This is a genomic window from Olivibacter sp. LS-1, assembly GCF_008245145.1.
GTDB lineage: Bacteria > Bacteroidota > Bacteroidia > Sphingobacteriales > Sphingobacteriaceae > Olivibacter > Olivibacter oleidegradans.
On record NZ_CP041643.1, the window covers coordinates 5,162,687 to 5,189,149 of the forward strand.

General features: G+C 41.8%; 24 protein-coding genes. 6 read left to right on the forward strand and 18 right to left on the reverse strand.

All coding sequences use genetic code 11. The features are described 5' to 3' along the window. Window positions 1-2: 2 nt before the first annotated feature. From FKG96_RS21415 to FKG96_RS21445, 7 genes are all read right to left on the reverse strand, one after another. The gene (locus FKG96_RS21415; protein ID WP_130856769.1) at window positions 3-1,370 is read right to left on the reverse strand and encodes a DoxX family protein; all 1,368 of its coding nucleotides are present in this window, start codon (window positions 1,368-1,370) and stop codon (window positions 3-5) included. A 13-nt stretch (window positions 1,371-1,383) separates the two neighbouring features. Beyond that, entirely contained in the window at window positions 1,384-2,718 is a 1,335-nt protein-coding gene (locus FKG96_RS21420) for a RagB/SusD family nutrient uptake outer membrane protein (protein WP_242627243.1), read from the reverse strand. An 11-nt stretch (window positions 2,719-2,729) separates the two neighbouring features. Next, window positions 2,730-5,783, reverse strand: coding sequence for a TonB-dependent receptor (locus FKG96_RS21425; RefSeq protein WP_130856767.1), 3,054 nt, complete (start codon window positions 5,781-5,783; stop codon window positions 2,730-2,732). A 267-nt stretch (window positions 5,784-6,050) separates the two neighbouring features. After that, on the reverse strand, window positions 6,051-7,484 hold the full coding sequence (locus FKG96_RS21430; RefSeq protein ID WP_130856766.1) for an NAD(P)/FAD-dependent oxidoreductase: 1,434 nt from the start codon (window positions 7,482-7,484) through the stop codon (window positions 6,051-6,053). Window positions 7,485-7,770: 286 nt separating this feature from the next. Continuing rightward, window positions 7,771-8,811, reverse strand: coding sequence for a succinylglutamate desuccinylase/aspartoacylase family protein (locus tag FKG96_RS21435; protein ID WP_130856765.1), 1,041 nt, complete (start codon window positions 8,809-8,811; stop codon window positions 7,771-7,773). A gap of 82 nt (window positions 8,812-8,893) precedes the next feature. Next, window positions 8,894-10,165, reverse strand: coding sequence for an adenylosuccinate synthase (locus FKG96_RS21440; RefSeq protein ID WP_130856764.1), 1,272 nt, complete (start codon window positions 10,163-10,165; stop codon window positions 8,894-8,896). 82 nt (window positions 10,166-10,247) lie between these two features. Next, window positions 10,248-10,817, reverse strand: coding sequence for a Crp/Fnr family transcriptional regulator (locus FKG96_RS21445; RefSeq protein WP_130856763.1), 570 nt, complete (start codon window positions 10,815-10,817; stop codon window positions 10,248-10,250). A 331-nt stretch (window positions 10,818-11,148) separates the two neighbouring features. Between FKG96_RS21445 and FKG96_RS21450 the strand changes: the two genes are divergently transcribed. Further along, complete coding sequence (locus FKG96_RS21450) at window positions 11,149-11,394, forward strand: hypothetical protein (protein ID WP_130856762.1); 246 nt, start codon at window positions 11,149-11,151, stop codon at window positions 11,392-11,394. 32 nt (window positions 11,395-11,426) lie between these two features. Here FKG96_RS21450 and FKG96_RS21455 read toward each other — a convergent pair whose 3' ends face one another. Beyond that, window positions 11,427-11,654, reverse strand: coding sequence for a hypothetical protein (locus FKG96_RS21455; RefSeq protein WP_013667944.1), 228 nt, complete (start codon window positions 11,652-11,654; stop codon window positions 11,427-11,429). A gap of 93 nt (window positions 11,655-11,747) precedes the next feature. Between FKG96_RS21455 and FKG96_RS21460 the strand changes: the two genes are divergently transcribed. Further along, window positions 11,748-12,032, forward strand: coding sequence for a hypothetical protein (locus FKG96_RS21460; RefSeq protein WP_130856761.1), 285 nt, complete (start codon window positions 11,748-11,750; stop codon window positions 12,030-12,032). A gap of 113 nt (window positions 12,033-12,145) precedes the next feature. Beyond that, window positions 12,146-12,538 (forward strand): response regulator, encoded by a 393-nt coding sequence (locus tag FKG96_RS21465; RefSeq protein WP_130856760.1) that lies wholly within the window; start codon window positions 12,146-12,148, stop codon window positions 12,536-12,538. A 19-nt stretch (window positions 12,539-12,557) separates the two neighbouring features. On the opposite strand, the gene FKG96_RS21470 is transcribed toward FKG96_RS21465, so the two are convergent. The 5 genes from FKG96_RS21470 to FKG96_RS21490 form a co-directional block, all read right to left on the reverse strand. After that, entirely contained in the window at window positions 12,558-13,277 is a 720-nt protein-coding gene (locus FKG96_RS21470) for a metallophosphoesterase (protein WP_130856759.1), read from the reverse strand. A gap of 242 nt (window positions 13,278-13,519) precedes the next feature. Further along, complete coding sequence (gene pstB, locus FKG96_RS21475; RefSeq protein ID WP_149106018.1) at window positions 13,520-14,281, reverse strand: phosphate ABC transporter ATP-binding protein PstB; 762 nt, start codon at window positions 14,279-14,281, stop codon at window positions 13,520-13,522. Beyond that, entirely contained in the window at window positions 14,271-15,116 is an 846-nt protein-coding gene (gene pstA, locus FKG96_RS21480; RefSeq protein ID WP_013667949.1) for a phosphate ABC transporter permease PstA, read from the reverse strand. Before pstA ends, pstB begins: the two co-directional genes overlap by 11 nt. Window positions 15,117-15,118: 2 nt before the next feature. Beyond that, window positions 15,119-16,009 (reverse strand): phosphate ABC transporter permease subunit PstC, encoded by an 891-nt coding sequence (gene pstC, locus FKG96_RS21485; protein WP_149106019.1) that lies wholly within the window; start codon window positions 16,007-16,009, stop codon window positions 15,119-15,121. A gap of 11 nt (window positions 16,010-16,020) precedes the next feature. After that, window positions 16,021-16,848 carry a PstS family phosphate ABC transporter substrate-binding protein gene (locus FKG96_RS21490; RefSeq protein WP_149106020.1) on the reverse strand — a complete coding sequence of 276 codons (828 nt, stop codon included), beginning with the start codon at window positions 16,846-16,848 and terminating at the stop codon, window positions 16,021-16,023. A 293-nt stretch (window positions 16,849-17,141) separates the two neighbouring features. Between FKG96_RS21490 and FKG96_RS21495 the strand changes: the two genes are divergently transcribed. From FKG96_RS21495 to FKG96_RS21505, 3 genes are all read left to right on the forward strand, one after another. Beyond that, window positions 17,142-17,675 (forward strand): hypothetical protein, encoded by a 534-nt coding sequence (locus FKG96_RS21495; RefSeq protein WP_130856757.1) that lies wholly within the window; start codon window positions 17,142-17,144, stop codon window positions 17,673-17,675. 178 nt (window positions 17,676-17,853) lie between these two features. Then, a complete protein-coding gene (locus FKG96_RS21500; protein ID WP_149106021.1) occupies window positions 17,854-18,534 on the forward strand; it encodes a hypothetical protein in 681 nt (226 codons plus the stop codon). Beyond that, window positions 18,509-19,912, forward strand: coding sequence for a hypothetical protein (locus FKG96_RS21505; protein WP_149106022.1), 1,404 nt, complete (start codon window positions 18,509-18,511; stop codon window positions 19,910-19,912). Before FKG96_RS21500 ends, FKG96_RS21505 begins: the two co-directional genes overlap by 26 nt. 3 nt (window positions 19,913-19,915) lie before the next feature. Here the strand turns inward: FKG96_RS21505 and FKG96_RS21510 are convergent, their stop codons facing one another. The 5 genes from FKG96_RS21510 to FKG96_RS21530 form a co-directional block, all read right to left on the reverse strand. Continuing rightward, the gene (locus tag FKG96_RS21510) at window positions 19,916-22,735 is read right to left on the reverse strand and encodes an SdrD B-like domain-containing protein (protein WP_149106023.1); all 2,820 of its coding nucleotides are present in this window, start codon (window positions 22,733-22,735) and stop codon (window positions 19,916-19,918) included. Between the two features lie 88 nt (window positions 22,736-22,823). Further along, the gene (locus tag FKG96_RS21515; RefSeq protein ID WP_149106024.1) at window positions 22,824-23,429 is read right to left on the reverse strand and encodes a response regulator transcription factor; all 606 of its coding nucleotides are present in this window, start codon (window positions 23,427-23,429) and stop codon (window positions 22,824-22,826) included. A 168-nt stretch (window positions 23,430-23,597) separates the two neighbouring features. Next, on the reverse strand, window positions 23,598-23,954 hold the full coding sequence (locus FKG96_RS21520; RefSeq protein WP_130856752.1) for a PleD family two-component system response regulator: 357 nt from the start codon (window positions 23,952-23,954) through the stop codon (window positions 23,598-23,600). A 50-nt stretch (window positions 23,955-24,004) separates the two neighbouring features. Then, window positions 24,005-25,567 carry a PAS domain-containing sensor histidine kinase gene (locus FKG96_RS21525; RefSeq protein WP_246860312.1) on the reverse strand — a complete coding sequence of 521 codons (1,563 nt, stop codon included), beginning with the start codon at window positions 25,565-25,567 and terminating at the stop codon, window positions 24,005-24,007. Window positions 25,568-25,736: 169 nt separating this feature from the next. Next, window positions 25,737-26,426: a LuxR C-terminal-related transcriptional regulator gene (locus tag FKG96_RS21530; protein WP_149106025.1), complete on the reverse strand. Its 690-nt coding sequence runs from the start codon at window positions 26,424-26,426 to the stop codon at window positions 25,737-25,739. Window positions 26,427-26,463: the final 37 nt, after the last annotated feature.

Consider the following 26,463-nt stretch of genomic DNA (forward strand, 5'->3'; position numbering starts at 1 on the left):
ATTTATAATATGAGTTGGCTGCGTCTGCCCACTTTCTTCGCTTCCTTTAATAGGTATTTCTTATCTATTTTGCGCAAGTGTATATCGATCACTTTTTGAGCAGCATCCTTTCCAATCAACCGGATGGTGCTATCCGAAAGGAAGATCGTTGAAAAAGAAAATTTCGTCAATTCGTTATGGTTTTGTAGGGCATTCAGGGTAAGTCCTCCTCCATCGTTTTTTTCACAACGATAGTAGCGCCTAGCACCATTACCGGCAAATTCATAGGCCTTAGCTTCGTCATTGCGATGTATTACTTCGACGTTATGTGTATCGGGTTTCAGTCCAACTGCCGTTTGTATACTAAGGGTTGGCCATTTTTCCACAACCACATTTCGCCAACGTAAACTGCTTTTGCTGACATACGGAAGTTCCTTTCCATCGTATACAAAAGAACTTACATCATAAAAGCCTTCCCTTAATAAACCGGAACGGGAAGAAAATTGATAGCCCCCCATTCGATATTGCGTATAAGCTCGTTGCCCATAGAGTACGACAAAAAACAATAAAAAGCCGAGTTTTAACACCATTCTTCCAATAGAACCGTAATTTGTTACATATTCGGGTTTGAATCGGGCGGGTACTGCAGCGCGTTCAAGCGTGAGTAACGTATACAGACGAGGCGCATCATAAGCCAGCAAAACAAGGGCAAATTGAATGAGGTATAAGCTATATGTTGCCTCTCCCCCTTCATAAGCCAAATTGGAAAGAAACACATTTCCTGTAAAGCTAAGGATAATGAAAGTTGCGATGAATACAGTTTTTCGATATAATAAGAGCAGTCCGGCTAGGATTTCCACAAAGCCCAAAAAACTTTCAAAAGAGGGGGCTACACCCAAACTAAGCGAAAAAATTTTCCAGGCTGACAGATCACCATAAGGGGTATTCAAATCACTCAGTGTTGGTGGAGGAGATTGCAAAGGAAATAGTTTTAAATAGCCGTAAGCAATGACACCCAAAGCCAGGCGATAACGTAAAATTACGCGAAGAAAATAGTACCAGCGATCATACGCGCGTGGCGTACCACGATCAAAACCACTCCACGCTAGCGTACCAATAAGCGCAATCAATGCTAAAATTGACCAATCAGCAAAGGTATTCAAACCCCAATAATCGCCTGCCATATAAGAAGATAACAGTTGGGGCGTATACCGACTTATATTGAACAGATCGGTTAAAGTTGGGTGAAACCAATCGATTTTGAAAATATTTGCCCAATACTTCCAATCTAACGGTAAAGCTTGAAGTAGTAAATAGATCAAAAAGAAACGAAAAATAATCTTTTCAAAGCTACTCCAGTACGATGGTTTCTCAGTAGTTGAATTTGCCATACTATATCTTATTTTAATATCCCGGATTTTGTTCTAGCGCGCTGTCTACTAAAATCTGTTCGGCTGGCAAGGGCATCAATAAACGATTAGTATCACTGATATTAAGCACGGTCTGTGCCCTACCTGTTCGTACCAAATCAAACCATCTATGGGCTTCCAAACCAAACTCTAACCGTCGCTCATTTTCAATAGCCAGTAAAAGCTCATTTTGCGTACCCACAGCCGTTTGCGGTACACCGGCACGGTTCCGTATTGCATTTAAATCACGAACTGCTTCTTCCAGTTTTCCGAGCTGTGCATTAGCTTCCGCGCGGATTAAGTACAATTCAGCTATCCTAATGACATAGGTGGGATCGGTGGCAGGGCTACGGTAATAAAGATTACCATACCATCTGTTCTGATTGTCTTTCGCCACAAGCGCACTGCGCGAACCACCTATTGTTGGATCGTTCACTAAATTCACGAACGTGTTATTCGGCGCCCATTGACGTGTCCCTCCATTTTGTTGTGGCTGCCATTGCCCACGATGGGGATTCACCTCATTGGCATTGTAAAAAATTTCAAAGACCGACTCACGGGTTCCAGTCACTCCGTCCGCAAAAAAGGAATAATAGGGATTTAATAAGCTATAATTAGCTTGATCGTCGATTAAGAGGCTAGCATAGTCTGCTGCCTGTTGCCAATTTTCCCGATAAAGAAAATAACGAGCTTTCAAGGCCCGTACCGTTTTCTTTGTAGCCTGGAATCGGTTGGTAGTCTCCTGCAGTAATTCCTCTGCTCGATTCAGATCAGCCAGAACCAGATTATAAGTCTCCTCTATTGAACTACGTGCAATACCCACGTTGTCGGTAGGACCGGCCGTAGGTTCAGTAATCAATGGAACACCACCCCAAGTACGAGCCAAGTCGAAATAGGCAAGCGCCCGAATAAAGTAAGCTTCGCCGGCAATTCGCTTTCGTACATCTTCACTGATAACGTTGGCTGCCAACTCATTTACGTTTTTAATTACTTGATTTGCTCTGTTGACGGCTACATAAATTTCCTTCCAGGTATTCGTGATTGTTGCGTTCTCTGCATTCACTTGATGGTTTATAAATTCCTGCACCTGCGATTGCGAACCTGTCCACTGAATATTATCTCCGGATAGATAAGCAATTGACTGGAAGTCGACACTGTAATAAGTTCGCAATGCACTATACACACCATTCAAAGCGGCATTTGCAGAAGTTTCGTCTACAATAATATTTTCGCCTGAAATAGAAGCCTTTGGTTCAACATCTAAAAATTTACTGCAGGAAACCATAGCCATGATAAAGGCAACAAAAGTTGTATTTTTTAATGTCGTCATGAAAAAATCCATTAAAGCGCTAAATTAATCCCCAGTTGAAAGCTCCTTGGTTGCGGAGGTGTTCCCAAGTCAATACCCTGCTCATTTGGATCGCTGCTAGCAGCAGCTTCCGGATCCAAACCGCTGTACTTAGTCCAGGTAAACAAATTATTCCCTTGCAAATAGAAGCGTAAACGATCCAAATGCCAGCGATCTGTTACATGCTTCGGCAAGGTATAACCGATAGTAAGCGACCGCAAACGTAGGTATGAACCATCTTCCAACCACCTGCTGCCACCATCTTTGTAGTTATTCACATTTACACCATCCGATCGGGGCACATCCGTTATATCACCGGGCTGCTGCCATCTGTCTAAGTTGGAGGCAAAGATGACCCGAGCTGCGTCACGCGCGCCCCCCGCTTCCCCGAAAAATCGATTATGGTTATAGATCTCATTGCCGTAAGAGAATACGAAGAAGATATTTGCGTCGAAACCTTTAAAGGTGAAATTGTTGGTTAGGCCGCCATAAAAATCCGGCCAAATACTGCCCATAATTTTCCGATCAGCTACTGTAATCCTACCATCTTCATTTACGTCCTCATAAACCACATCCCCTGTTTGCGGATCTACATATAATTGATTATAAACCCAAAAGGAATATAGTGGGTGCCCTTCTTGAAAAAGGATGAGATCACGGCTACCGTAGTTTAAGGGATTCTCCAGCTTTTCTATTTTATTTACGTTTCGCGCAATATTAAAGGAACTTTGCCAGGAGAAATCCGTTTTTCGGATATTCCGACTGACCAATGCCAGCTCCAGTCCCTTGTTACTGATTTCCGCAGCGTTACTCGTATAACTGTCATAACCGGTTGTGGCTGCTAGCGTAACCGGAAGTAAACCATCTTTCGTATATTTACGATACCAATTGAACGAGATGTCCAGTGCCTGTTTGAACAAGGTTGCATCCAGTCCAATATTCAATTGGTCGGTCCGTTCCCAGCGGAGCTCGCTGTTTGCTAATTGCTCAGGTGCGATCCCTGGAATCCCTTGATAAGAAGAGCCGATGCCCGACCAAAGTCTGCGCGCTGCAAAAGCACCGATACCGTTCTGATTTCCGGTGCTACCATAACTTGCACGAATTTTGAGGTCATCTAAATAAGCGAGGTTCTTTAAGAAATTCTCACGTTTGATACGCCAGGCTGCACCTACCGCAGGAAAATAGCCCCACAGGTCAGCAGACCCGAAACGCGAAGAGCCGTCGGCACGCAGAGAAAAATCGATCAAATATTTATCGTCAAAAGCATAATCGATTCGACCAAAAAAAGAAGCCAGGTTGTATTTCTCCCAATCTTGACTGCTTGTAGTGGTTGCAGCTGAAGAGATCAATTTAAAGTCGTTACTGGCAAACCCCCTGCCTGTTGCCGATGTGCGCTTAAGGGTTGAACCTTGTAAAGTATTACCTACCAATATACCGAAATCATGCCTTTGATTGACTTTTTTTCGATAGGTTATGGTTTGTTCATTGATCCACGTGGTAGACTGTCCGATAGCCGAGGTGGCTAAACCGTTCGGACTACCTGCAATAAGTAAGTTGTTCCAATATTCGCTTTCATCGTAATTGTTATAATCCAAGCTGAAAGTTGAACGGAATTTTAAGTCGGACGACAGCTGAATATCTGCATACAAATTTCCGATATAACGCAAACTGGTGCTGTGTACATCATAATTTTCCAATAATAGCGTCAGGTTGTCAAATCCAGCTCTGCCAACCAGCACCCCCTGATCATTATAAGGGGAAAGGTAAGTAGGAGTATGTAAGGCTGCCTGTAATAAACCGCCCTGAGGGCCATCACCTGCACGAGCTTGATTTCTTCCGGTTCGGCCGATGGTATTACTGGTTCCTATCTGGACACGATCACTGATTTTTTGATCGAGGTTCACCTTAAAGCTAAGCCGGTCAAAACTGATGGGTTTGAGAGTGGATTCCTGTCGATTGTATCCCCCACCAATATAATAACGGGTCCCGATAGCGCCCCCACTGATTGACAGATCGACATTGGTTAATGCTGCCGTACGAAATGCCTCACCAAGGCGATCATAGGTTTGCTGCTCTTCCGGCAAACCTATGCCTGCAATACCATTTATCACTTCCGTTACCGGACGAAAGGGCTCCGGTTGACCAATATTTCGATAGTATTCATTTACCAGCGTAGCATGCTCAGGCCCGGTTGTTAGCTCCCAAAGTTTCGCTGCCTTTGCTATTCCCTGTGAAAGATTGAGTGCCACCTTTGGCTTCTGATTAAAATTACCTCGTTTGGTTGTAATAATAATAACGCCATTTGCACCACGGGAACCATAGAGCGCCGTTGCTTCTGCATCTTTTAAAACCTCAATACTTTCTATATCTGCCGGATTGATATCGGCTATAGGAGATGTTGCCTTACCTCCTGTATTAACAGTTTGTAAACTGTTGGTATTTAAAAATACCCCGTCGATAACATATAAGGGATCATTGCTGGCATTGATGGAGGTTGCCCCCCGTAAACGTATATTTACAGCTTCCCCAGGTACACCTGTGTTGCTAGAAATTTGAACACCCGATACTTTACCCTGCAATTGCGCATCAAAACCACCTGCCGGAATATCCTTACTCTCAGCAGGATTCACTTTCGTAACCGAACCGATTAAGTTTTTCCGCTGTTGTGTAGTATAACCTACTACCACTACATCGTTTAACTGATTGAACCCTGGCTTGAGCAAAATTTCAATCTTCGCTTCTGATGCGATTATTTTTTTCTTTTCATAACCGATATAAGAGATTTCAAGTGTATAAGGAAATATTTGTCCCGTAACAAAGCCAAATTTTCCTTCCTCGTCCGTGGATACACTATGCGTAGTGCCTTCTATGTGTACCAAAGCACCCGGTAATGGTTCTTTTGTTATTGAATCGAGCACTTGCCCCTGAAGTGTAGAATTGACAAGCGGTTTAGTTTGCTGGGCAACTAACTGTTCCGTAAAAAAGATGATAAAAAGTAATGAAAGGAGAGATGGCACGGATTGTGCCCTCCTCTTTTGAGTTTGCATAAAAAATGGGTTAAGTTACAAAGCTTGATCACGCAACGCCAATTGATCATGATCAATGATTAAAATCCTATAGTTTATTTATATTTTGGTCTCCAAATCAACATCGAAAAACGAAAGCATGTAAATTCTTTATCTTCATAATCGTTCTAATTTAAAATCAAGATGCGCATCTTCGAGCCAAAGTTACAAAAAAATTGAAAAGAATATAATATCTACCTTTTTTATATACTTTTTTTTACAAAAACAGTTCTATCTTTCACTTGTGGACTAAATCGTTATGTTGAAAATATCCTTCAGTGCTTGTTTAGCCGCATGGAAACCGCCCATTCCATGCACTCCTCCTCCAGGCGGTGTTGAAGCAGAACAGATATAAAGTCCTTTGGCAGAAGTACGATAAGGTGAAAAACGGAGTGCAGGGCGTGTAAAAAGTTGCCTCAAATCCAACGCACCACCATTTACATCTCCACCTATATAGTTTGGATTATAATTTTCAAGGTCTTCCGTATTGGTAATATGACGGGCCAAGATAAGGTCACGAAATCCAGGAGCGTACCGTTCTACCTGATTTTCTATCTGCTCCGTCATATCTTTTGTCGAACCATTAGGCACATGACAATACCCCCACCCTACCTGCTTTCCCTTTGGCGCACGTGAAGCGTCGAACAAGCTCTGCTGTGCAAACAGCACAAAAGGTTTTTCGGGATGTCTACCTTGAGCCACCAGTTTCTCTGAAAATGCAATTTCTTCAAAAGTGTTACCGATATGTATAGTTCCTGCCTGCCTACACGATTCCGCGATAAACGGAACAGGTTCACTCAAGGCCCAATCGATCTTGAAGAGACCTGCACCATAACGGTAACGACTTAGTTGCTTGCGATACAAAGAGGTAAAACGGTGCCCTGCAATAGCTAGTAGCTGTTTGGGCGATATATCAAAAAAAACAGCACGTGCTTTGGGTAATTGTGCAAGCGACCGAATCCAAATACCTGTTTCAATCTTACCGCCCAATGCGCAAAAATAAGCTGCCATGCTTTGCGCCAACTGCTGGCTTCCTCCCTCTACAATTGGCCAACCGCTGCGATGGCCTGCCATTGTAAGTACCAAGGCAATTGCAGACGTAGTGAGTTGGTCAAGATTTAAGAGGCTGTGCGCAGCCATACCTGCAAATAAAGCTTTTAACTCTTTCCCTTTAAAGCGTTTTGAAAACAAGGTAGCTGGAAGTCCCGCCTTTAAACCAAACCCTAAGTATTTCCATGGGTGTTTAGGAAAACCGAACGGCCCTAATAAATCATTTACAATATCCGGCCACGAAGTTACCAGCGGTTCAATCAAGTCCGAATAATATGCTCGGTCTATACCTAAAGTCTCCGCAGTTTGTCCAATATCCTTGTATAAGGCCGCAGCCGTTCCCCCGTCAAGTGGATGGGCCGCTAATACCTTGGGATCTATATAACGCAAACCATAATCCGCCAAAGGCAAGCTACCAAGAAATGGAGAGGCCGCTGCCATGGGATGCACTGCCGAACAAATGTCATGTATGAAACCGGGCAATGTTGATTCTGCACTACGCATACCACCTCCGATAACGTCCTTGCCTTCAATAATCAACACATTTAAGCCTTGTTGTTGCAATAAAATAGCGGCGGCTAAACCGTTAGGGCCTGAGCCAACTACTACTGCATCATAATCAGTATTAGGCATTCATCGCTCCTTTCTTCAGTGGACGTCTTTGCATATCATTTTATCGGCTTTTTACATCACTAAACCTCAGGACCCTACGAACCTTTTTGCTAAACTAATAAAAATCCACCAAATAGATATGTTTTTTTTCAGGCGGACAACCTAGTCGCACTATATAGTAAAGCCTTTAACTGTGCCTCCCATGGGCAACCCGTTATCCATAGGACGCCGTAATTTTGGCAGCTGAACCTCCGTACACAGGAAATCTTATAAACAAATTATAAGTTGGTCGTAATCAGCATTTCCGTTACTCGGAATATGCGATACAGAAAAGTGTTTCACCCTTATTAACCGGGGGCGTTCCTACTTTATATAGAATAACACCCGGCACCTCTGCAATAACATCCTGCAATTTATTTCCGAAAACATCCGTGATATATCCCAGCTGTTGTCCCTTGGTAACCCGATCCCCCGCAAGCAAGGTGCTATAGAAAATGCCTTGGCCATGTGAGCTGATATATTCTTGCCGGTTATAGTGCACCTTGGTCCGGGTAAGGTCTGATTTTGTTGCATCCGTGTACATGTCCATTTCTTTTAAACAATTGTATACGGCTTGCTTTATCTTCTTTACCGCACTGACCTGTACCGTTCCCAGTTTGCCACATTCGATACTCAATGCGATTCTTCCATCTTGAACAGCTTGTTTAAATGCATAAAGTGCCGCTTCATCGTCGCTAATAGTGTATGGATATGATACGATATGCTCGAAGTCGCTTGCTTCTGCTAATCGCTTTGCCACCCTCGTTTGTTCTGCTTTATCCCGACGGTCATAATAACAAACAAAAGGTAACAAGTCTTCATTTGCATCACCGCCGTGAATATCGAGAAAAACATCACTGTTGGGGATAACCTGCTGACTAATTAGATGCGCTAAACGCTCCGTAGCGGTGCCATCGTATTTACCCGGGAAGGATTTATTAAGATTCTTATGATCTATCGGATTGACAAAGGGTGATCTACGGTAGAAAGAAGCAGTGTTCGCAACCGGAATAATGATAAGGGTGCCTGTCAATTGCTTTGTATCTATTTCCTTCATCAGCTCCTGAACAGCAATAATAGGCGGATATTCAAAGCCATGTATACCAGCAACGATTGTGAAGATTGGTCCGGATTTTGCTCCTCTCATTACCGATATAGGCAAAGCAAGCAAGCTATCCTTATGGTTATCAACTCGTAAACTGAGGTTTTCTTTCCCCGGTCTCGCTCCATCCAACGCTCCCTTTAAAAGGCTTTGCGCGAAAGTAGTTTGAAAATAAAGAGACATTACTATGAATAGGATATATCGCATCGATCGTGTTTTGAATTCTTGAAAGCCCGTTTAACACGTGCGAGGCTAATATACGAAATTCGAAAATGAAGAAATCGTACTTTTATCTTTCGACCATCTGCGTTCTATCCGGACCAACGGAGATATAGACAATTGGTATCCCGAGCTCTTTCTCCAAAAATGTAACATAGTCTATTAAGGTCACCGGCAATTGTGATTTTTCACGGATCCCGTTTACATTGCCCCAACTTTTAAATTCTTTAAAAACAGGTGTCGCCTTATCACTGTCCACCCAGGTTGACACGAGATCCATTCGTTTGCCATCTACCAAATAATGTGTACAGACCTGAACAGTTTCCATAGCGCTGAGAACATCCACCTTGGTAATGATCAATTTAGTAACACCGTTCAGCATAATCGCATATTTCAAGGCAGGGAGATCCAACCACCCCGTTCTTCGCGGCCTTTTGGTTACAGCACCGAATTCATTACCTAATTCCCTTAATTTTTTGGTGTCTCCATTTTTTATTTCGGTTGGAAAGGGCCCATTTCCAACACGAGTGCAATACGCTTTAAAGACCCCGTATACCTCTCCTATTCGCTGCGGAGCGATTCCCAAGCCCACACAGGCACCCCCGGAAAGCGTACTAGAGGAAGTCACGAAAGGGTAAGAGCCATGATCTAAATCCAGTAGAGTCGCCTGAGCTCCTTCCGCTAATATCCGGCCTCCGCTATTTAAAATTTCCTGGAGTACGGGTTCGGTATCGATAAGGGTGAACTGGCGTAAAATATTGATGTTTTCCATAAACTTTTGATAAAGTGTTTCCAGGTCAATTTCTTCTGAAAACAATACCTGCAGTTGTTTAGCATGGTCCTCCATCAATTTTCGACAGCGTAGCGCAAAGTCGGGTTGCAAGAGATCACCAACACGAATACCTTTGCGAAGAATTTTGTCCGCATAGGCTGGAGCAATCCCTTTCTGAGTGGATCCAATTTTCCGTTCTCCTAAGCGCTCCTCTGCAAAGCGATCCAGGAGGCAATGTGTCGGCAAAACCAAATGTGCCTTTTTCGAAATAAGCAGATTCTGCCAATCGATGACCCGGTGCCCCAAGGACTCGAGTGCATTCAGCTCACGCCGTAGTGCAGCCACATCCAATACAACACCGCTGCCAATTACATTACGAATTTTTCGGTTAAAAATTCCGGACGGTAGAACGCTAAGCACCACCTTCTGTCCATTAAATTCCAGGGTATGTCCGGCATTTGATCCACCGTGATATCGGGCCACCGCTTGATACCGGTCACACAGAACATCAACGATTTTACCTTTACCTTCGTCTCCCCACTGAAGACCTAAAACAACATCTGCTTTCATTTTTGACGAATTAAATAATTATGATCCAAATTTGATCGCTAATTTTTAAATTCCCATTGTCATTTGACAAGAATGCTTTCGTTTAGAATATATTTCTTCGGATACGACTTAACGAGGAGGGAGTTATTCCAAGGTAGGAAGCCAACATTGATTGGGGAATACGATTAGACAGTCCCGGATAATGATTGAGGAAGTTCAAATAACGCGTTTGTCCGTCCTGCACCAACATATTGCTAGCTGTTTTCATTTTGTTCTCCAACACGGCTGCATTCAGTTTTACAAAAATGGTTGACCAATTTGGAAGTTCGTGATCTAAAAGCTCAAAATCTTCCCGGTTCAAAAGATAAATACGTGCATCAGTTATCGCTTCAATATATTCTGTGGAGGCAATACGATCAATAAAACCATTTATATCGCCTATTAATCGACCTTCATAGACAAAATACCTCGTAAAATCATCTCCAAATTTGTTGTAATAACAAGACCGAAAGATCCCCTCTTGCACAAAACCGAGGCTCGAACAGATTTTTCCTGCTTCAACGAAATATGCGCCCTTATGGATCGAAACTTCTTTTACAAGCTCTTTTAGAAGCTGCTCCCCTTTGTGCGTAAGTCTTCCAAATTGATCGAGATACGCTAATAATTCTTTCATTCAATAAAGGTAGCTACCAAATATCGTGAACCAATTGTCAATTGACAAAAATTAAAAAACAAGTAGCAGCATCTACTACTTCTTATCGATCCACCGGACATTTATCTGTTTGCGCTTCTAATCGAATTAATTTATCTTTAGGTCGTGTAAAGATTAAGTTTTTGCCTACAATAGCGACTTTGTATAATTTGCCATCTATTGTCTTAAATCATTCCTAATTTCTACATAAACTTAGGCAGGTATAAGAATCTGTATGTAAATGTAACAACCAACGGAAAGTAAGAATTAAATACACGATGAAGAACTTGTATGTGTAATCAATAGTTTCACCATGACCAAATTTTCAATGTTTCTCTTTGTTATCATTCATCAAGATGAGGTGATTGCTTATGCATCTCGTTTAGAAGATTTATGGGAGCGTTTCGGCAATTATCTTGGCAGCCAAGGGCACGTAGATAGATTTAGGAAGATGGTGGAAGAACAACAGATTCTAGCAGGTAAAATCCAATCCTTCTCTTTTATAATAGAAGGTAATGAATATCATTTTCAACAATTGGAAAAAAGAATTAAACGATGAGATGCTCACTTACGATAGTGGACTATACAATTCTACAACAATTTTTGAAAGGTATATTCCTTTCCCGACAAGGTTAATTTAAAAAGCCTTTCTCTTTTAAATTTCCGATAAAAGAAGTCAAAATTTCTCGATTCTCCTTCGATCTCTTCAAATTTTCGTACAAAGGCCCGAAGATTCGTTTCAAAACAAATCGCTTCCCCATTTCGGATGACAATATATAATGCTTTTAAGCCCTGCAACATGGTAACAAAAATATACACTTTTTATGCAACTATATCTCAATAATGTTGTGATATTTTTTTCATTTGCAACAATATATGCCTATATTTGCAATCCTATTTTACGAATCATAAATGAGCATCTATGAACTTGCCGCACAACTTGGTTTATCTGTTTCATCTGATAACGTTGCTGAAATTCCCATTATCATTTTGAATGATCATTTATTTGTGTCAGCATCAAGCATGAATGATCTGTTCGATCTCAATGACACCCGCACCATGGAGTGGCTGAGCCTTCCTCCCATGTCCTTAGCCGATTATTATTTTTCAGGATTATCCGATCCTACATCTTACCTTACATCTTCTGATAGACAACACATAAAAAACTGTCTATCAGAAGATAAAAAAACAAATTAGGCATACATTTGTGTGTCCGGCGTTCATTATATTTTTTTTCGTAAGAGATAAAAATTAATTTCACATAAACATTTCACATATTTTCACGTTTAACTGTAATCAAGTGGTTGGTTATGAAGATATGTATTGTGGACGACGATCCCATATTTCAGCTATTGGCTAAAAAGCAATTTCAAAAAATCGCCGGTGATATCGATACGGTAAGTTTCACCAACGGGATAGACGCTTATGCGTATTTTCGGTCGGTTGAATTAACTTCTTTATCTATGCCTAAGCTTCTACTGGTAGATCTTAATCTTCCGATTATGAATGGCTGGCAGCTAATTGATAAATTAAGGAAGACCTGCCTTACAGAAAATACGCTTATTTATATCGTAAGCTCATCCCCCGCTATCGAGGACAGAGTACGAAGTCTATCCCTTACTTGCGTAAAAGATTATCTAATGAAACCAATCAATTCCCAACAATATGAAGAACTCTATAGAGCCGCTAATGTTGCGCACTAAAGTATAAAGGGGGTTGGGTTTATCGTAAGAATACCGGGTGTATTGCAATATCGTCATCATTTATTTCAATGATACTGTACCCTAATCGCTTATTGTCAATTTCAATTTGGCTGGCGTTTTTAACGAACTGATAAGATACCGCAGGTGAAACATATTGATTAATATTTCTGTAAACCTGTGAATCGGCCATGTGATAGTGTCCGCAACATATACATATTTTGGATGCAGATTGCGTTAGTAAATCAACTATTGTTTCCCGATCACTTAATGGATATTCGTCGTCGACAGGTGTGTTTACTTTAAGGAGCGGATGATGAATAAAGATAACAACCTGCTGTTCATCTACTAACTGCGTCTTTAACCATTCTTGTTGACCGCGACTAATGCTACCGGACGAAGAATCCATAAAAACATACTTGAATTGACCTACCTTTTCACTATAAAACAACTCATTGTCAACAAATTGAGCATCGACATGAAAATGCTTTATCACCTCATGAAATTTATCGTGATTGCCTAGAATCAATCGGAAACGAATCTGTGGCACATCAAATAATTTAATGAACTGCGCGTTCACCTTTGGATCTCCTATGTCCCCTCCGCAAATCACTTCCGTTATTCCCTTCGAACGGACGTCGTTCAAAACGGCTTCCAGATTTCTTACACCGTCAACACCCTGATCCAAGGTAAACTGTTCCCCCAAATGGGTATCCGTCAAAAATGCTATTTTCTTATGCATGCAATCAAGCGTTAAAATTAAGTATACAAGGCTCCGTATTTTACAACGATTTTATTTTCCGAAGATACACCTATTTCAAGAACAAACGGAACATCACAAGGTTTAAAATAATATATTCATTCAACAAAGTCCAAGGAGGTTCTAATACCGCAAGAATAATAATAGTAAGGATGATGGTCTTTATATGGATCTACCGGTTTTAAATCTACATATTGTATAGGGAGCGGTCTAAATCCGTTAGGTTATCCGAATTTGCCACCCACGTAATTCGCGGTCAGTTCATGTTGCGGATTATTAAAGAGCGACATGGTATTATTCTCCTCAATTATTTCGCCTAGGTACATAAACACTGTTTTGTCGGCAATACGCTGTGCTTGCTGCATGTTATGGGTAACAATGACAATGGTATAATTTTCCTTCAATTTAACAATAAGCTCTTCTATCTTCGAAGTGCTTATCGGATCAAGCGCGGAACAAGGCTCATCCATCAAAATCACTTCAGGTCGGAGTGCTACGGCCCGGGCAATACAAAGACGCTGCTGTTGGCCACCCGACAAGCGGGTGGCTGGTCTTAGCAAATCATCTTTTACTTCTTCCCAAATAAAACTTTCTTTCAGCGCATTTTCAACGATTCTTGGCCGTTGTTCTTTCGGCACTTGATTAATTTTCAAACCATAGTTTATATTTTCATAAATGCTTTTTGGAAAGGGATTCGGTTTTTGAAAGACCATTCCAATACGCCTTCTAACCTGTGTAACGGGAAAATCAGCATCATAAATATTTTTACCATCCAACAAAAAATCTCCTTCTATACGAGCGTCGGAGGTCAAGTCGTGCATCCTATTAAAGCAACGTAACAAGGTGCTTTTTCCACAACCCGAAGGTCCAATGAGTGCCGTAACTTTATTTTTTTCAAAACGGACATGGATGTTCTTAAGTACCTGCTTAGATCCGAACCAAAGATTTATTCCTGAGGCTGCAAGCTTCGTCTGACTATCCTTCATTTTTACTGTGTTTATAACGTATATAAAAGGCGATGCTGTTCAATATAAAAACCACCATAATCAAAATCAGCGCCGTTCCATAAGCCAAGGGTCTCACCTCCTCAATGGCTTGGTGCTGTGTTGATAACATATACAAATGGTATGGCAAGGCCATAAACTCTTGGTTGAGATAACCGGTGGGGTTGTTGATATAAAAAGCAACGCCGGTAAAAAGGATCGGTGCGGTTTCTCCGGCCGCTCTCGATAAAGCTAATACCATACCCGTAAGGATACCCGGTAACGCGGACGGTAGTACCATGTCACGAATGGATTCAAATTGTGTAGCACCTACCCCCAAAGCGCCTTCACGCGTGCTTGCCGGAATTCGACGAAGCGCTTCTTCTGTAGTGGTAATGATATAAGGCAGCGACAACAGACCTAAAGTAAAGCCTGCCGACAAGAGGGAAGTCCCCATGTTTAATCCCTGCACAAACAGCGCCAGGCCAAAGAGACCGTAAATAATGGAAGGCACTCCGGCCAAATTACGTATAGAAGCGCGAATAAGACGCGTAAACCAAGTGTTAGGAGCATACTCATTGAGGTAAATAGCACAGCCTATGCCAAAGGGCGCAGCCACCACTGCAGTAATTAAGGTCAGCATTACCGTACCTATTATTGCCGGCAAAATTCCCCCATTGGTCATACCATCTGTAGGCAGTGTACTAACAAAGTCCCAAGTTAGCACGGGTGCTCCTTTTCCGATGATATCACCGATAATGATCAAAAGAAAAATGCAGACTAAGCCTGTACAAAGAAGCAAAGTCCCCCATTCAATAATTGATGTTAATCTATTCATGGCTAAGAAGCTTGATATTTCTTAAACTTGTTAACGTAATATTCACCTACTAGGTTAACGACTAAAGTAAACAGGAAGAGAACCGTAGCGATGGCAAATAAACTATAGTAATGCGTTGTTTGATAAGGCACCTCTCCCATCTCAATGGCAATTGTTGCAGTAATGGTGCGTACGGAGTGGAAAAATCCTTTCGGAAAGGCAGCCGCATTACCGGTTGCCATTAGTACGGTCATTGTTTCACCTAAAGCACGGCCAACGCCTAACATGACGGCAGCCAATATCCCGGGTGCACTACTCGGAATGGTGATTTTACACAGCGTTTGCCAACGATTTGCGCCCAAGCCGAAACTAGCTTCCTTATAAGACTGCGGCAAGCTATGTAAGGCATCTTCTGTAACTGTTATAATGGTAGGTAGTGCCATAATCGCTAAAAGAATGGCACCATTGAGTGCATTCAAACCGTTCGGTTGATTCGATAATTCTCCTAGTTGTGGGCTTAAAATAACAATTCCTAAAAAGCCAATAGCTACAGAGGGAACGGCTGCCAGCATTTCAATAGCCGGTTTAAGAATATTCCGCAGCCTTCTATTGGCATATTCGGAAAGAAAGGCTGCCGTACCAATTCCTATTGGGATTGCTATCAACATGGCACCAAAGGTGACTAAACAAGTACTGACTAATAAGGGAAGGATACCATAAGTGGCGGGAGTACCTCCCGGATTCCACTGGGTACCGGTTATAAAGTCCAGCGGCTTAACCTCAATCAAGAAGGCTACGGTATTCCATAACAACATAAAAAAAATTCCACCAAGAATGGCGATAATGAGCATACCGGTTGCCCGAAAAAGCCATTTAGCGAGGAGATCGATTTTTTCTTTAGCACTTAATTGCATAGCCAGGGGATTTACCGGGTGATATAGTAGCCGGAAGCCTTTATAATTAACTTTCCTTCTTCGCTTCGCTCAAAATCGATAAAAGTCTTAACTTTCTCCCAAGAAGTACTCGGAATAAATTGATATAAGGGACGCTGAAAGGCATAACGTTTTTCCATGATTGCTTTTTCGTCTAAGGGAGAAACAGCGGTCGCCTTTTTTGGGTCGCGTATATAAAGAACTTTTACAGCACGTTCCTTCGCTTCGTGAGCGATGTATCCAGCGCCCACATAGCCAATGCCCGAACGATCCGCCTTAATGCCTTCCATAATCTGCGCATTTCCGTTCATCTCCTTTGCATCTCTGCTAAATCGAATACCCAGCCTTTCTTGAACAAAAGCATGTGTTCCGGAATTGCTTTGCCGCCCATAAATATTAATCGGCATGCTCGTTCCCGTCACTGGCTTCCATGTTCGGTACCGACCGCTTAAAACCTTTCTTAAAGTGGGTATATTGATGGTGTCTAACGGAAATTCCTTGTGTACAATAAAAGCCGTAGCGTCCTCTGCAAAGACAATCGTGTGTAGCTTTATCTTTTTAACCTTGAATAAACTATCTTCTTCTGCGTTTAAACGTCGTGAAGAATTAGCGATATCTGCTTGCCCATTCAGTAAAGAGGCGATTCCCAAACCGGACCCTCCACCGGATATTGCTACGCTAAAAGCGGGGTTCACTTTATAGAAACGTTCTGCAAGGGTTACCGCCAAGTTCACCTCCGTATCCGATCCTTTTACCTTAATAGATCGACTATCATTGCTACAGGCACATATAAGTAACAGAAAGACAAACCGATACCACATAAGTCGCTTGTTTGGCAATTAAACAAATCTACTAAATTAATGTTAGCAGAATATGTATTTTACATAAAGGAAAACACCTATTAAGATGCCTCAACTATTCCGGAAGACTGTGACTAGTAAATAACCAATAGAATGGTTACCCGAACTACATCAATAAGCATTTGGCAACTATAGCCCCTCGATCTATCACTTCGTAACATCTATATGTGACATGAATGATTGGACACGAAACAGAATAAGTATAATTTTTGTGTTCTCTCTATGGATATGGAAATTAAACTATTCAAATAATTATGAAAAAGCTATTTTTATTTTCGGGAATATTGCTGTTAGCATTAATAGCACAATTCCAGCTAGCTCAAGCACAAACAGATCAAACAGGTAATGTGACCGTTTCGATCGACCTAACCGCTCCGGTTATATCCATTGATTTAGGTGCAGATCCAAACGTAACTTTCGTATATAGCACACCTGAAGACTACACCACACCACAGGTTGAACCGAAAGTGGGACATTTCACGGTGGTAAGTAATCAGGATTACGAAGTCACTGTACAAGCAACGGAAGAGTTTACGGTAATACCTGAGAACGCTTCGCCCATTCCACTGAGTGTTGTCCAAGTAAGTGTTGACCCTTCCACTACCGGTGGCGGAACGCCTGCGATAGTCCCATTATCATCCACCGCAGGAACTTTAGTTACTGATGGCCCAGCTACAATCGGCACAACTTATAATATCAATTACACCATACCCGATGCTACTTCTTTAATTGATAAAGTGCCCGAAGTATATTCTACTACGGTGATTTATACAGCAACGCAAATTTGATCGGTGCATGATATATGACAGGTGTTACTTGGAATTGATCAGGCGATGGAGAATTCGCACTTCTTTGCTCTCAGTGATTTTTTATTTGTTATGCACTTGGAACTGTTTCGCCCAAGGAATATCGATATCACCGTCTCGGATTTTTTTTAAGGGGCTTCCCGGCGAGACGGTCCAAGAAGTGATTACTCTTACCAACAACTCGTCAATATCGTTCAATTTTATTACGGCATTAAAAGATTGGCATCGCGATTCGATCGGTCGAAAGGTTTACGACGCCCCAGGTGATGTGGAACATTCCAATAGTCGCTGGATCAGACTTTCGGAATCTACCATTAACCTTAACCCGAACGAAACAAAACGCATACTCGTGTCAATGACCGTACCAAAGGATGCAGGCGCACGCGGCTTGACCAACAGTATGCTTTTTTTTACGCAAATGAAAGAGCAGACCAAGCTTTCAAAAGAAAAGAAGCAACTAGGCGTAAATGTGCTTTTAGAGGTCGGCGTGCAGATCTATCACGTGCCACCGGGACTAACACCGGGCGAGTTGGATTTTGTCGCTTTTGAAGATCAGGGTATCATAAAATTAGAAACAGACAGTGTTCGTCGCGTTGCACTGAAGGTTAAGAACACGGGAGAAATCAATAAAGATGCGCATGTACGTTTCGAGTTGACAAATGTGCAAACCGGCGCAGAAATCCCCATCAAAACCACCGCTATCGCCATGCTTCCCCATGCACAACAATGGATTTACGTCGATTTACCAATTTCATTAAAGGGAAAACACTTAGGAGTTGCCATCCTAGACGCGGGAGATAATTATGATTTGCGTGTTGCAGAAAAAGAAATTGATTATTAACAAGCTACTATTGGGATGGCTCCTGCTTTCAGCTCCAGCCTACGGACAAATCGTCATTAATTTGCCCCAAGCCAATATTACAGCACGTTCAGATTATACAGCTACCTTGGCAAGTGGAACGTATTCGAGCTTAATTGGGTTGGTGCCGAATATTGAGGTGAAAGCCAATAGTCCCAATTTTACCAATACGGTTGGAGGAACGTCTACTGTGCCACTGAATATCGCGCATATACGGTTACGAAGTATCGGCTCTCTTTCCTTAATAGGTGTCTCAGCAGAAGTCACCCTGAGTACTTCCTACGCTTTATTATACGCAGCATTGGCCAGTATTTCGTCAGGCGCCGTTATTGCGGACTATCGTATATCAACGGGCAGCCACACTTGGATATCGGGCATTTATCGTACGCCTATTAACTTCAGAACAGGACTGCTATCCCCCAATCAGATAACACCTACTACGCCGAATTTAGATATAAACGTACCTGGATTTATTGCCCCTCAGGCTACGTTATCGTCGCTAAGCTTGCCAGTAAACAATTTGAGTTTTTTCAGAAACAGCGCCGGTATCAGCGCTGCCGGCAATATCTCTGTATCAACTACGGTGCCCTATCTTCTGAGCTTGCAAGCAAGTAACACGCAGTTTTCTTTCAACACGAATAGTTCTTATAATCAAACACCTAGCACTTCGGTTGGGCTTGTCAATTCAACGCTATCCAATATCACCAATGCTACGCCGATCATGTTATCCACCACATCACAAGCATTAACGGCTGCTTCGGGCATAGCCGTGCCTACGAACAATAATCAAGCATTAACTGCAGCATTTTCCATTACGGGAAACAATCTGAAAACAGGTTTTGTACAAGCGGGAACCTATTCAGTGCCCATTACTTATACCTGGAGTAAATTGGCCAGTGCTTATCCTACAGGCTCATTACAGGTGCAGCGAAGCAGTACTTTACAAGTCATCGTCAGTGATTTAGCGGAGTTGATTGCTTTGCAGCCAAATGTTAACTTTGTTTTTGATGATGTGACGGATTACCGTCAAGGCATAACGAGAGATATGACGCAACATTTACGTATTAGTAAAACAACTCCCTATAGTCTCTACGTACGTTCATCAACCGCTAACTTTTCGGGAGCCGGTGGCCAAGTACCTGTAAATATTTTGCGTATAGGCGCCTCTGCCGGGCAAACAGGAGTTAATACAGTTACTCTTTCCACTACACCACAACAACTTATAAATAATGCTAATCCCACGATCGATCGAACGTTGGATATCCGTTATAGTATTCCGAACACAGCAATGTCGCAATTGCTCGGTAAAGCACCCGGCACTTATAGTGCTACCGTTATTTACAGTTTTACTACACTTTAGGCACTAGAATTTTCTAACGTCTACTTTACGGCGTTGGTCATAATATTTAAAATCTAAAACGTATTTATCCGGTGCTGCCTTCATATCGATCTTCTCTATTTTATTTTCTATAGTAAATGGCATTTCATCGGTTTCAACGGAAACCTCATAAATATCAGGAGCTAAATAAAAAGTGTATCTCCCATTCTGATCGGTTAACGTTCTATAGACCCTTCCTTGCGAATCGACGGCAATCAAGCGAATACCCGACAGTAGTGGAGCCGTTAGCTGATAGTTTTTACCCATAACTTGCATTTCGCCCTGCAGTAACTTGGTTTGTGTCAGCGGAATTTCCAGGGATATATTCTTGTTTAGGACCAAGGATATTGGTTGCGCACTCGTCCAGCCCTTTGTACTCAGCAAGTCGACGGTATAGTTTCCTACTGGCATATGCTGAAATTCCGCCTGACCGGATTTATCGGTCACAGCAGTTTGATCATTTATTTTAACCATGAGACCCGAAATGTACGATTCTCCTTCGTCTCGATTGCCATTGTTGTTAAGATCCTGATAATAGATGAGGCGGATTCTCTTGCCGTTGGATGTCTGCATGGCAGCAAACTGTTTTTCAATACCGATCCGTATCTGTCGCGTATCAAATGAAGAACGAACATAATTCAGACCTACTTCCTCAGGCAGTGCTGTTTGCATGGTCACCAATGTATAGAACATATCGCCTGTAACTGCCCAATTTCCCTTCAGATTCCACCTTGCCGTTCCATTTACAGAATAATTACGCGTATCTGTAAAGCCATAATAATTATACATCGCTGCCAATTGTACCTGCAACTTATTTTTAAACGCTGTAAAATTAGTATTGGGGCCTATTGAATATAAGCGGTAAGCTACATCATTTACGTTTGCAAACAGATCGCTGAGGTAATAGGGATTTATTTGGATATAAGTGCTAATACCGAACAAAGGATTGGTATAGCTTCCGTTAATCCGCAAAGAATGGTAAGAGCTTGGAGCCATCGGCATCGTGCTTTCATAAACATAGCCATGATCAACGTGCAGATAAAAACTATGTATAGGAGCTGCATAACCCACATTCAATAGCATTCGCCCCGCCGAAGATCGCCATCGCGACGCGGCTTCACCCTCCGATGAGTAGGTACCATTCCGTAAGCTTTGTTGCATGAGGTAAGGCTTCATTTCCAGCCGAAATCTTCCCAAATTTTTACCATAACCTATTTCATAGGAATAGATACTATTTTGAAAAGGGAGATAACCATATCCGTATCTTCGACCTTGATAGGAAGGTCGATTATTCAGCAAGCTAATACGTAGGGAGTATGTCCCGCCATCCTCTGTTGATTTTATAATTCGACTATCGCTTTGCAAAATTCCGCGTCGAAGCCCGGTAAAATAAGGACTGCTGTAATAGTTATTGGTGCTGAATTGATACCCTTTATGTGTGATTGAGTAATCGATTCCCCCAGCTACTGCTCGCCGAGTGCTTGCAATGTCCGTAAAAGTTTCCTGGCTATAACCTGCTTCTATTTTCAAATCATGTTGCGCACCTAGCTTCAGAGGAACTGCAACACTGACCTGATGACTGTTCAACGCATTAAATGATTGGTGGCTATGCAAGTAAGTCAATCGCCCCTCTTGCCCGTTTTTCAAAAAACTATAATTCACGGCTAATATATTTTCGTTCGGCAAATCATTGAATATTTGAGAAGCCAGCATATAATTATTCTGAAGAGCATATACGCTTACGCGGTCCACCTCATTGATGCGATAACTGGCCCGGGCACCACGGCCGCTCAGCGCGTAATCTAAGTTCTCATAAATGTTACCCAACTTCAGCCCCCAATTTTGATTTTCATAAGACAAATAGGTATCATAGAGATTAACACCGCCCAGCTGCTGATAATAATCCAGATTTAAACGATAGTCAAGTTCGTGTTTATTCGCCATAGTGAGCTGGCCATTCGCCTGCATTTGGTAAATTTCATTATACTGATTTAAACTGAGATATCGAAAAGCGGCCGTATTATTAGGTGTTTGTGCGAAAGGCGCATTACTGAAAAACGAGCTTACACTATTCACGTGTTGAATGCGTACGCGATGTACGGCTAATTGCTGACCACTAGCGTCTACTGCTTGAATAGTGACGGAAAAATCAGCTGCCTGACGGCTATTCGTTTTGTTTCGAGCAATGAACGGAATCAATTGGCGCGCACCTGCCGGCAATGTAAGACTCATCTGCTCGCCTATAAACTCCAATCCTTCAGGAACTTCGCTTAAAACCAAACGAAAGGAAATGGGAATTAAGCCATTGTTTACACAATTCAGCATCAGCTGCGTTTGGTTTGTACTTGGTTGCAAGAAGTAAACCGGTTGTTCTGTTTGGAGTGTTAAGGTACGTGTATCCGCTAATTGAGTATAGAAGAAGGCATTAGGCAGCGCCTCCATTTCCTGATCTAAGACATTTAACCGAACCTCAAAGCGTTGTAAATTTTCGACGATAGTCTGTTTATCCGCTATGTATTTTACGGGGAACCGCTTTTCCTCTCCCGGATCGAGTCTAATTGTGTCAGGTAAAGCGATCAGCGCCTTATTGGAAGATTTGCCGGTCGATTCAATTGTTAAGAAGACCTCATCAATAGTATGGTTTTTTACTACAAGTTTATTACTAAATGTACTACTTGGCTTTATAATTAAGGTATCTCTCTCGAAAACACAGCTAACCGTTAAGTCTTGCGCATATACATAACCGATGCACCAAACTATAGAGAAAAAAAGGATCAATATGGCTATAAGAGCTTTCACAAGCATGACAGAAGTACATAAATCCCAAAAACAAATATTCTATTTACAAAGCGGACCTAGAAAAAGCAGATGTCACATAACGATGTGATGATTCTTAATATTTTAATTGTGCGATCAATTCCCCCTTACTGTTTATGTTTAACTTGCGATAAATCCGTTTAATATAAACCCGTACCGTGTCAACTGCCAAATTGTAGCGATCGGCTACTAGCTTATAACTCAACCCATCAGCAAGCCCGTTAGCAATCTGCAATTCGCGCGCGGAAAGTAGATCCTCTCGTCGTTTTGCATCATGTATCCTTTCCACCATTTCGCGGGAAATAAAAGGGCTAATAACAGACCCACCTTTATGAGTTGCGATTAAAGCCGGTGCTATATTATTTAAGCAAGTAGACTTTAACAAATAGCTAACGGCGCCCGCGCGAAGGGCCTCCAGTACAGTCGCGATATTAGCGATTTCGCTTAATATGATTATATTTGTTTTTGGAAACTGAATTCTTATCTGTTTAATCACTCTTGTCGAATATCCTTTAAGTTCAACTAAGATCAGTTGTGGTGACAGTGCCTTTTGATGGAGCAGGTTATTGGCGCGCTCCAGCTCGAAAAGGATGTTGAATTCCTGACTTCTTTGGTTCAATAAGAGCGTCCGAATTGTAGCTCTCATCTGTTCATCCGATTCTATTATACCTACGCTTACCATAATTATTCTTTATACTTGGTAACAAAGAACAATTATACCAACAATTAGTTTGAGAAAAATCGAGAAATATTGAGAAATTATTTACAAATTATAGTGAATAAACGAGAACAAATTATCTTATACCGAGCTAAGACATACTCGTTTTCTTCTCAATGGCGTGCGGCACTATTAAGTATATCGCTCTATTTTTTCAAGCATATCGTTTAGTTCAAAAGGCTTGGCTATATAATCATCGGCTCCGGCTTCTTGGGCGATTTTCGCGATGTCTCTGTTTGCGGAAAACATAATAATGGGTAGTTGACGTGTTAGGTCTCGGCTTTTGAGCTGTTTACAAACGTCTTTTCCGTTCACACCTGACATCCAAATATCCAATAATAAAATATCCGGAAGCTCATGCCGTGAGTCTGTTACTATGCTTAAGTCGTCAGTGGCTTCAACGTCATAATTACATACCTCAAGCAATAATTTGACAGAATCAAGGATACCTGGATCATTATCTATGATCATTACCTTTTTCTTTCTCATCTTTATGCCAAGCTTTAACTTTTAACAACGTTTAGCTGATTATGTTCCCTTTATTTCTTTAGAAGCAATGAAAATGAAAAAATAGAGCCCCCCTCTTTTTTGTTTTCCAACCAAATGGTTCCTCCGTGCCATTTGATGATTTCCGAACAAATATAAAGCCCCAGTCCTAAACCCGGATACGTATTTTGATTTCCACCGGTTACGCGATAAAATCGCTCGAATATCCTTTCTTGGTCAGCTTCAGGAATGCCAATGCCAAAATCTTCCACAGAGAATACGATGCGATCGCGTTGATTCTCATTAACCAGCTTGGTGTATACATAGATAACATCTGACTGAGGAGAATACTTAATCGCATTAGTTAACAAATTGATGACAACCTGCCCAATCCGATCTTGATCACCAAACACCTTTTTTGATGTTGTTAAACGCCTAATGATCTGATGCCGCTGGGTAGTTCGTTGTATTTCCTCCACCACACTATCAATCAATTCATTGAAGTCGAAATGTTTCTCTTGCAAGTGTAGCTTTCCACCTTGTATTCTCGACACATCAAGTAGTTCCGCTATTCGCGATGTTAACTTATCAATCTGCGCCTCCATTTTTAAGGAAAGAGCTGCTGCTTGCTTGTCATTCGCTTCTTGCGCAGAACGATGAAAGATTTGGGTATAGGCCTTAATTACCGTCACCGGTGTTTTTAATTCGTGTGAGGCCATAGCCAAGAATTCGTCCTTTTGTTCCGAAAGTTGCCTCATCTCGGTAATATCACGGGTTGTACCTGCCACCGCAACAATTTCATTGTTTGCGTCAAATACCGGCGAAAAGATATAATCATAAATGCGTCTGCCAAGTGTAGCATGAGGGAAAGCAACCTCGCCTCTTATCAATCGTTTCGTTGCAACCACTTCGTCAATCTCCCGCTCGTGCATTTCGGCATGCCATTCTTCATAGCCCAATTCACGAAGCCCCTTACCCTTTGCCTCTTCCAAGGTGTTTTTGCCCCACATTATAAGTAAGGCCTTGTTAGCATAGGTAAATTTGTATTGTAAATCAAACACGTAGACAAGATCCGGTGTACTTGCCGTTACTGCCTCATAAAGCCTTTTCTGTTGTTCCAGTTCGTCTTTCGATCGACGTAAGGCTTCTTCCGCTTGCTTCCGTTGCGTAATGTCACTGGTGGTTCCAAACCATTCAATTATATTGCCATCTCGGTCCACAATTGGAATAGCACGAGAAGATGCCCAACCCATTTTACCGTCAAGCCGTTTCACTCGGTGTTCCAGTTGAAAAATACTCTTAGTGCGTATTGCTTCTTGGATGACATGCAAGATCTGTTCCTTATCTTCGGAATGGATGTACTTATCCATCCAATGCTGAATGGGTTCCCCTGTATCTTCGAGAAATTCACGGCCCTGAAGTTCGAGCATAATGGTCCAATCTGCGTTCATCCGATAAATGACATCGGACGTGGCTTTCACAAATGCGGCAAAACGTGTTTCACTATCTCGTAATTGCTTATTAACGTTTACCAATTGCTGATTTAACACGTTTGCCTCGGAAATTAGTGGGCTAGAAAATAACTGAGCACTATTCGTCTTCGGATCTGTCATCATTGTCAAGGTCGTCTTTGGTGAATTATCTATCAAAACCGACGCCGGTTTTTTTCGTCAAACTGGTATTATTTCCGTCATCAAATCTATATTGCCTCCCTTTAGCCTAAAACGTATGAAACCTGTTAAAAAATAATTTAAAAAAATGTCCTTATGGAAACAGCTCAGCCTATTAAGCCGAACTGACTCCTATACATCGCTGCTTGTCAATCAATTTCCAATTGAACAGTTCATAGGCATGCAAGGTTACCCAACGAATTAAAGCCGGCCGATCCGATACCATGGCCTTCTTGCATAACCTATCAATACAGACTCCTACCCTACAAGCAGGCATTTTCAGCTCGCTTCCAATTTCCGCATTGGTGTATCCTTCAATGACATAATGCAAAACCATTTTTTCTTGCTCACTGATCAAAGGTATTTTTCCATTGAGTGCAAGACCTGATAAGCGAACAAAATTTTCGGCGATCTCAAAGGAAGTTTCAGGTGAAAGCACGTACTCGCCTGCTAACAACAACTTAATTATAGTCAGGCAGTAATCATAAAAAAAATTTCTGGAGACATAACCATTTAGGTAAGTCCGGAAGTTGGAGAAATGAGTATAACAAGCCAACTCATCCACCAAAACAAGTTTTCCCGCAACACCGATATTGTGTTTGACTTTCGTCAATGTAGTTTCGTCCACCCGCTTTGTCTTCGTTTGAAATAGGAATAAAATTTTTGGGGGAACGCGATAATTTTCGATAAAATCATCTACACTTTGATAATATTGGAAACTACATGTTTGGTTTTCACTAATTGCGAGTCCATTTTTCAACAGGGCGGATCCCTCCCTTATAATTGAGATTTTTACTTTTTTCATTGTAGAACGACAGAAATTACGGTTTCTAAAGTCTTGA